The sequence below is a fragment of the Verrucosispora sp. SN26_14.1 genome (assembly GCF_004307965.1).
In the GTDB taxonomy this organism is placed as follows: Bacteria; Actinomycetota; Actinomycetes; order Mycobacteriales; family Micromonosporaceae; genus Micromonospora.
Genome location: NZ_SISL01000326.1, coordinates 1 through 6,657, shown reverse-complemented (window position 1 = coordinate 6,657; position 6,657 = coordinate 1). Strand labels below are relative to the sequence as shown.

7 protein-coding genes and 1 pseudogene are annotated in these 6,657 nt (G+C 72.5%); 5 read left to right on the top strand and 3 right to left on the bottom strand.

The features are described from left to right. Both EYA84_RS23325 and EYA84_RS23320 read left to right on the top strand, forming a co-directional pair. On the top strand, window positions 1–312 hold a 312-nt coding region (locus EYA84_RS23325; RefSeq protein ID WP_161595022.1), incomplete at its 5' end, for a LysE/ArgO family amino acid transporter. A 15-nt stretch (window positions 313–327) separates the two neighbouring features. Further along, window positions 328–1,767 (top strand): GuaB1 family IMP dehydrogenase-related protein, encoded by a 1,440-nt coding sequence (locus EYA84_RS23320; RefSeq protein ID WP_131055336.1) that lies wholly within the window; start codon window positions 328–330, stop codon window positions 1,765–1,767. Between the two features lie 42 nt (window positions 1,768–1,809). Here the strand turns inward: EYA84_RS23320 and EYA84_RS23315 are convergent, their stop codons facing one another. Then, window positions 1,810–2,424, bottom strand: coding sequence for a TetR/AcrR family transcriptional regulator (locus tag EYA84_RS23315; RefSeq protein ID WP_131055334.1), 615 nt, complete (start codon window positions 2,422–2,424; stop codon window positions 1,810–1,812). An 85-nt stretch (window positions 2,425–2,509) separates the two neighbouring features. On the opposite strand from EYA84_RS23315, the gene EYA84_RS23310 reads away from it, so the two are divergent. Both EYA84_RS23310 and EYA84_RS23305 read left to right on the top strand, forming a co-directional pair. Next, on the top strand, window positions 2,510–2,953 hold the full coding sequence (locus EYA84_RS23310; protein ID WP_131055332.1) for a DoxX family membrane protein: 444 nt from the start codon (window positions 2,510–2,512) through the stop codon (window positions 2,951–2,953). A gap of 490 nt (window positions 2,954–3,443) precedes the next feature. Next, window positions 3,444–4,202, top strand: a complete 759-nt coding sequence (locus EYA84_RS23305; RefSeq protein ID WP_131055330.1) for a DUF998 domain-containing protein — start codon at window positions 3,444–3,446, stop codon at window positions 4,200–4,202. Window positions 4,203–4,268: 66 nt separating this feature from the next. Here EYA84_RS23305 and EYA84_RS23300 read toward each other — a convergent pair whose 3' ends face one another. Then, a complete protein-coding gene (locus tag EYA84_RS23300) occupies window positions 4,269–5,672 on the bottom strand; it encodes an NAD(P)H-quinone dehydrogenase (protein ID WP_131055328.1) in 1,404 nt (467 codons plus the stop codon). A 106-nt stretch (window positions 5,673–5,778) separates the two neighbouring features. Here EYA84_RS23300 and EYA84_RS23295 point away from each other — a divergent pair, with 106 nt between their 5' ends. Further along, a complete protein-coding gene (locus tag EYA84_RS23295; RefSeq protein ID WP_131055326.1) occupies window positions 5,779–6,234 on the top strand; it encodes a gamma-glutamylcyclotransferase in 456 nt (151 codons plus the stop codon). A 94-nt stretch (window positions 6,235–6,328) separates the two neighbouring features. Here the strand turns inward: EYA84_RS23295 and EYA84_RS23290 are convergent. Further along, window positions 6,329–6,657: pseudogene (locus tag EYA84_RS23290) on the bottom strand (hypothetical protein); the annotation flags it as partial.

Genomic DNA, 6,657 nt, shown 5'->3' with positions numbered 1-6,657 from the left:
GCGCTCACGCCGGCCGAGCGGCCCCCGGCGCGGCTCGGCGCGACGCTGCTGGCCTGCCTCGCCTTCACCTACCTCAACCCGCACGTCTACCTGGACACCGTGCTGCTGCTCGGCGGCATCGCGCAGCAGCAGCCGCACCGATGGCTGTTCGGCCTGGGCGCGGCGGTGGCCAGCGTCGTCTGGTTCAGCGCACTCGGCGCGGGGGCGTACCGGCTCGCGCCGATGCTCGCCCGGGCCCGGGTCTGGCAGGTGCTCGACGGCGTGATCGCGCTGGTGATGGTGGTGGTAGCGGTCGCGCTGTTGGTGAGCTGAGGGAATGATGGCCGGGTGCGGTTCCTCAGTGGCGCGACTCCCGGGTACGACCTGACCTACAACGACGTCTTCATGGCCCCAGCCCGGTCGGAGGTGGGTTCACGGCTGGACGTCGACCTCTCCACCGGCGACGGTACGGGCACCACGATCCCGCTGGTGGTGGCGAACATGACGGCGGTCGCCGGCCGGCGGATGGCTGAGACGGTGGCCCGGCGCGGCGGCATCGCGGTGATCCCCCAGGACATCCCGATCGAGGTGGTGGCCGAGGTCGTCGCCTGGGTCAAGCAGCGGCACCTGGTGCACGACACGGCCATCGCGCTGGGCCCGAACGACACCGTCGGTGACGCGATCCACCTGTTGCCCAAGCGGGCGTACGGCGCGGTGATCGTGGTCAACGAGGAGAGCCGCCCGATGGGGGTGGTGACCGAGGCGGACACGGTCGGGGTGGACCGCTTCGCCCAGTTGCGCGATGTGATGTCGGCCGATCTGCACACCGTGCCGGTGGACGCGGATCCGCGTACCGGCTTCGACCGGCTCAGCGTGGCGCGGCGGCGGTTGGCGCCGGTGGTGGACGGCGAGGGTCGGTTGGTCGGGGTGCTCACCCGGCCGGGCGCGTTGCGGGCGACGCTCTACCGACCTGCGGTGGACGCCCAGGACCGGCTGCGGATCGCGGCGGCGGTGGGCATCAACGGCGACGTGGCGGGCAAGGCGTCGGCGCTGCTGGAAGCCGGGGTGGACACCCTGGTCGTGGATACCGCGCACGGCCACCAGGAGCGGATGATCAGCGCATTGCGGACCGTCCGGGGTCTCGACCCGGGCGTACCGGTGGCGGCCGGCAACGTGGTCACCGCCGACGGCGTACGCGACCTGGTCGCGGCCGGTGCGGACATCGTCAAGGTGGGCGTCGGACCCGGCGCGATGTGCACCACCCGGATGATGACCGGAGTGGGTCGCCCGCAGTTCTCGGCGGTGCTGGACTGCGCGGCTGCCGCCCGCGAGCTGGGCCGGCACGTCTGGGCCGACGGCGGGGTACGGCATCCGCGTGACGTGGCGCTGGCGCTGGCCGCCGGTGCGTCGAACGTGATGGTGGGCTCCTGGTTCGCCGGCACCTACGAGTCGCCCGGTGACCTCTACACCGACGAGGACGGCCGGCGGTACAAGGAGAGCTTCGGGATGGCCTCGGCGCGCGCGGTCAGCGCCCGGACCGGCGACGACAGCCCCTACGACCGGGCCCGGAAGGCGATCTTCGAGGAGGGCATCTCGTCGGCCCGGATGTACCTGGATCCGACGCGGCCCGGGGTGGAGGACCTGATCGACGAGATCATCTCCGGCGTACGCAGTGCCTTCACCTACGCCGGCGCACGGAACCTGGACGAGTTCCACGATCGGGTGCTGGTCGGGGTGCAGAGCACCGCCGGTTACACCGAGGGGATGCCGCTGCCGACGAGCTGGTGACAGTCGGCTGGTGACAGTCGGCTGGTGACGGCCGGGGTTCGCTCAGCCGGGGTCCGCCGCCGGAGTGAAGAGGCGCTCGATCACCGTTCGGGCAACCTCTCGCGGGTCGTCACCCACCCCGGGTGGTAGCGCGTCGGCCAGCCAGAGCGTGGCGAAGCCGTGCACGATCGACCATGCGGCCAGGGCGTCACCAAGCGGCCCGTGCACGCCGCCCCGCCCGTCGCCCCGCCCGTCGCCGGCGTCCGTCGAAGCGGCGGGCAGTGCCGTCACCCCGGCGTGCAGGGCGGCACCGGCACGGTCCCGGGCGGCCCGGACCTCGGCGGCATCGGATCGGTAGAGATCGGGGTGGAACATCACCTCGAAATGGGCGCGGTACCGCACGGCGAAGTCGACGTACGCCACGCCGAGGTCCAGCAGTTCGCCGCCGGTCGATTCCAGCGCCTCGGCGAGCAGGTCGAAGCCCTGCACCGCGAGCGCGGTGAAGAGGCCGGCCCGGTCGCCGAAGTGGTGGGCCGGGGCGGCGTGCGAGACGCCGGCACGTCGGGCCAGGTCACGCAGGCTCAGCGCCGCCGGGCCCGACTCCCTGATCGCCTCCTCCGCTACAGCGAGCAGGGCACGAGGCAGGTCGCCGTGGTGGTAGCCGCGGGTGCCGGTCATCACCCGAGCCTATCTTGCCATTGACAAGATACGCCATCACGAGCCAATCTTGTCGGCGACAAGATTGGTCTTCGAGGAGGTACCGATGGCTCCGCTGATCGCCCTGGTGGCGGGCACCGCGCTCGCCCGACTGGCCGGCCTGGTCGGGATTTCCGTGCTCGACGGCTGGCACCCGGCCCTGCGGGTCGGGCTGGCCGTGATGTTCGTGCTGACCGGGATCGCACACTTCACCGGCCGGCGACGCGACCTGATCGAGATGGTCCCGCCCCGACTGCCCCGACCGGACCTGCTGGTCACGGTGACCGGCGTGCTGGAACTCGTGGGCGCGGTCGGCCTGCTGGTGCCGGCCACCGCCCGCTGGACCGCCGCCGGACTGGCCGTACTGATGCTGGCGATGTTCCCGGCGAACGTCTCGGCCGCGCGCCGAGGACTCACCCTGGGCGGGCGCCCGGTCACCCCGCTCGGCGTCCGTACCGCACTCCAGGTCGTCTTTCTCGCCGCCGCCGTCGCGGTCGCCGTCGGGCCATGACCGATCAACGCCGCCGGGTTCTCACCCGTCATCAACGGTGGCGGGCGGCGGAGGGTGGCCGGGCCGCTGGCACGGGACCTGCCAGCGGCCCGGCTGCGACCCGGGCACCAGGAACGGGGGACCCGGCGCCCACTGGGCCGCGCGCCGACAACGGTACGCGTCCCGACGCCGATCCCGCGACCATCGATTGGCGACGACCCTGCCCGATCTCCCTGGTAGTAGTGCCGAAAGGTGCCCGTCGGCCCCGGGGCGGGAGACGGTGCGGCTGGTCATCAGCGCCCGCGACCGACGCGGTGATGTCGGACACTCCGTCACTCTCGGTATGTTCCGGTCAACTCACCCGGTGACCGGACAGAGGTGACACGCTCCCCTCCGGTACCCCGACGCCCGTCACCGGGGAAAGCCGGATCGACACTCGGGGTGTCCCCGAGGACGGATTTCGGTGCTCGTCCCGGATCCGTCTGAGGTGCCCGCCGCGACAGGCTGAGCCATGCCTGCAACCCGGAACAGCGCGACGCTGGCGCTCGGCGGCATCGTCCTCGCGGCACTGCTCGCCGTGATCGGCCACGCGGGTGTCGAGGACCTGGACCCGCTGCACCTCACCGTCAGCGACTACGCCGTCTCCGAGTCCGGCGGCGCCATCCACCTCGCCATGCTCACCCTCGCCGCAGCGTCCGCCGTGCTCGTCCTGGGACTGCGCCGCCTCGACCGACCCGCCGGACCGGCCGGTACCGGCCGTGGTGGAGTCGGCGCGGCCCAGGTGCTGCTCGCCGCCTGGGCCGGGGGGCTGCTGCTGGCCGGACTGGTACCCACCAACCCGCCCGGCACCGAGATGGACACCGCCGCCTACCTGCACCGGTATGCCTCAGTGGTCGCCTTCCTGGCCCTGCCGCTCGCCGGTTGGCTGATCGCCGCCCAGTTGCCCACCACCGCTCGCACCGCCAGCACGGCTGGTACCGCCAGCACCGCTCGCACCGCCCGGTGGCTGCGCGCGCTGGCCGTCGCCAGCCTGCTCCTCGCCGCCGCGATGATCTGGTCCGCCTACCCCGGCGACCGCGCCTACTACGGCCTGATCGAGCGCGCCCTCATCCTCGCCGAGGTTGTCCTGCTCACCGTCCTGGCCGCCACCCTCCTCCCCACACCCCGCCCCGGGCCTCTCCCCGGCGATCCCGGCGATCCCGGCGATCATGGAGTTATGGCTTCGACAAAAGCCGCCGAAGTGCACCTATCGGCAGGCACAACTCCATGATCGCGGGGGCTCAGCGGGCGGGGACGGGCACGGCGGGGGCACGGCGGGGGTGCGGCGGGCGGGTGGTTATTCGAGTTCGTGGAGCATGAGTTGGCGGGCGGCTTCGGTGAGGGAGCCGGAGAGGCTGGGATAGATGGTGATGGTCTGGGCCAGCTCGTTGACGGTGAGGTTGTTCTCCACCGCCATCGTGATCGGCAGGATCAGTTCGCTCGCCTTCGGCGCCACCACCACGCCACCGATCACCTGACCGCTGGCCGGACGGCAGAACAGCTTGACGAAACCGTCGGCCACCTCGTCCATCTTCGCCCGGGCGTTACCGGCCAACGGCAGCATCACCTGCCGGGCCGGCACCTTGCCGGCGTCCATCTCGTCCTGCGACACACCCACGGTGGCCAGCTCGGGGTCGGTGAAGACGTTCGCCGAGACGGTACGCAGCCGCAACGGCCGGACCGCCTCGCCGAGCGCGTGCCACATGGCGATCCGGCCCTGCATCGCGGCGACACTGGCCAGCGGCAGGACACCCGTGCAGTCACCGGCCGCGTAGATGCCGGGGACGTTGGTGCGGGAGACCCGGTCCACGGTCACGTAACCGCCCCGGGCCAGCGTGACGCCGTACTCGGCCAGGCCCAGCTCCTCGGTGTTCGGGATCGAGCCGACCGCGATCAGCGCGTGCGAGCCGTACACCTTGCGGCCGTCGGAGAGGACGACCTCGACGCCGTCGTCGGTCCGGCGGACCCCCTCGGCGCGGGAGTTGTTCAGGATGCTCATGCCCCGGGCCCGGAAGACCCGCTCGATCGCCTGCGCCGCGTCGGCGTCCTCGTGCGGCATCACCCGGTCCCGGCTGGAGACCAGGGTGACCTCGACCCCCATCGCCAGGTAGGCGCTGGCGAACTCGGCGCCGGTCACGCCGGAGCCGACCACGATCAGGTGCTCGGGCAGCTCGGGCAGGTCGTACACCTGCCGCCAGGTGAGGATGCGCTCGCCGTCGGGCACGGCGGTCGGCAGTTGGCGGGGGGTGGCGCCGGTGGCGACCAGCACCGTCGAGGCACTGATCGAGTACGGTGCCGCGCCGCCGTCGGGCGTGACGATCACCCGGTGGGTGTGGCCGAGGGTGTCCTCACCCAGCCGGGCCCGCCCGGAGACGAAGGTGACCCCGGCCTTGAGCAGCTTCGCGTGGATGTCGGACGACTGCGCCAGGGCGAGCCGCTTGACCCGCTCGTGGACCGCCCGGGCGTCGACGGTGACCGCCTCCAGGCCGTCGGAGTGCACCCCGAACACCTCGGTGTCCCGATATCCGGTCACCACCTCGGAGCTGGCGATGAACGTCTTCGACGGCACGCAGTCGGACAGCACGCAGGCTCCGCCCGCGCCGTCGGCCTCCACCACGGTGACGGCGGCGTCCAGTTGAGCGGCGACCAGCGCGGCCTCGTAACCGGCCGGCCCCCCGCCGATGATCACGATCTGGCTCACCACGACCGCCCTTCGTCCATGCTCACAGTGACTTTCTTCTCCCCGACGCGTCCGACACGCACCGTCGTATTCTCCCCCACCCGCCCGGCGGGCTATCGTCATCGCCGTGCGTCTGTACGCCGCCTACGGCTCGAACCTGGACCCTGCCCGAATGCGGGCCTACTGCCCGCATTCCCCCATGGTGGGCATCGGCTGGCTGGAAGGCTGGCGACTCACCTTCGCCGGCGAGGACGTGATCGGCTGGGAGGGTGCCGTCAGCACCGTGGTCGAGTCCCCCGGCGACCGCGTCTTCGTGGCGCTCTACGACATCCACGCGTACGACGCGGCCCAGCTCGACGAGATCGAGGGTGTCACCGCCGGTACGTACCGGAAGCTGACCGTCCGGGTCTCGACGCTGGACGGCGACGTGACGGCGTGGGTGTACGTCTTCGACGGCTACGAGGGTGGCCTGCCCACCTCGTGGTACGTCTCGGAGATCGCGAACGCCGCCGAGAAGGCGGGCGCGCCGGACGACTACGTCGTCGAGCTGCGGTCCCGCCCCACCGGCACGGCGTCGGCCTAGCGCGTCTCCCACACCCCCAGTCTGCTACCGACCGGCGGCGTCCTGCCCGGCACCCCCGCCGAGCCGGACGCCGGTCACCGCCCGACACCGCCGGTCAGCCCTGCGTGTGCGCCCGCGCCTCGGTCAACAACTCGACCAGTTCGGCGCCGTCGGCCGGGCCGAGCACGGCGAAGGCGGGCGCGACCAGACGGTCGGTCACCGCCTCGGCCCAGAGCCGGCGACGCACCAGCGGCCCGACCGGCGGGTACGGCGGCGGCCACCCGCAGGCCATCGCCCCGCTCTCGCCCTCCGGCCCGGCCAGCACCGCCTCCAGCGGCGTCATCCCGCCGGCCCGTACGGCCACCAGGTGCGCGCCGGTGAAGTGCTCGCGGAGCAGGCGCAGCCCGGCGGCGGCCCGCGCACCCGGGCTCCCCGGCTCGGAGG

Excerpts from the sequence above, each read along its gene's own strand:
- EYA84_RS23305 (WP_131055330.1), top strand. The coding sequence starts at position 3,444 with ATGCCTGCAACCCGGAACAGCGCGACGCTGGCGCTCGGCGGCATCGTC.
- EYA84_RS23310 (WP_131055332.1), top strand. The coding sequence starts at position 2,510 with ATGGCTCCGCTGATCGCCCTGGTGGCGGGCACCGCGCTCGCCCGACTG.
- EYA84_RS23315 (WP_131055334.1), bottom strand. The coding sequence starts at position 2,424 with ATGACCGGCACCCGCGGCTACCACCACGGCGACCTGCCTCGTGCCCTG.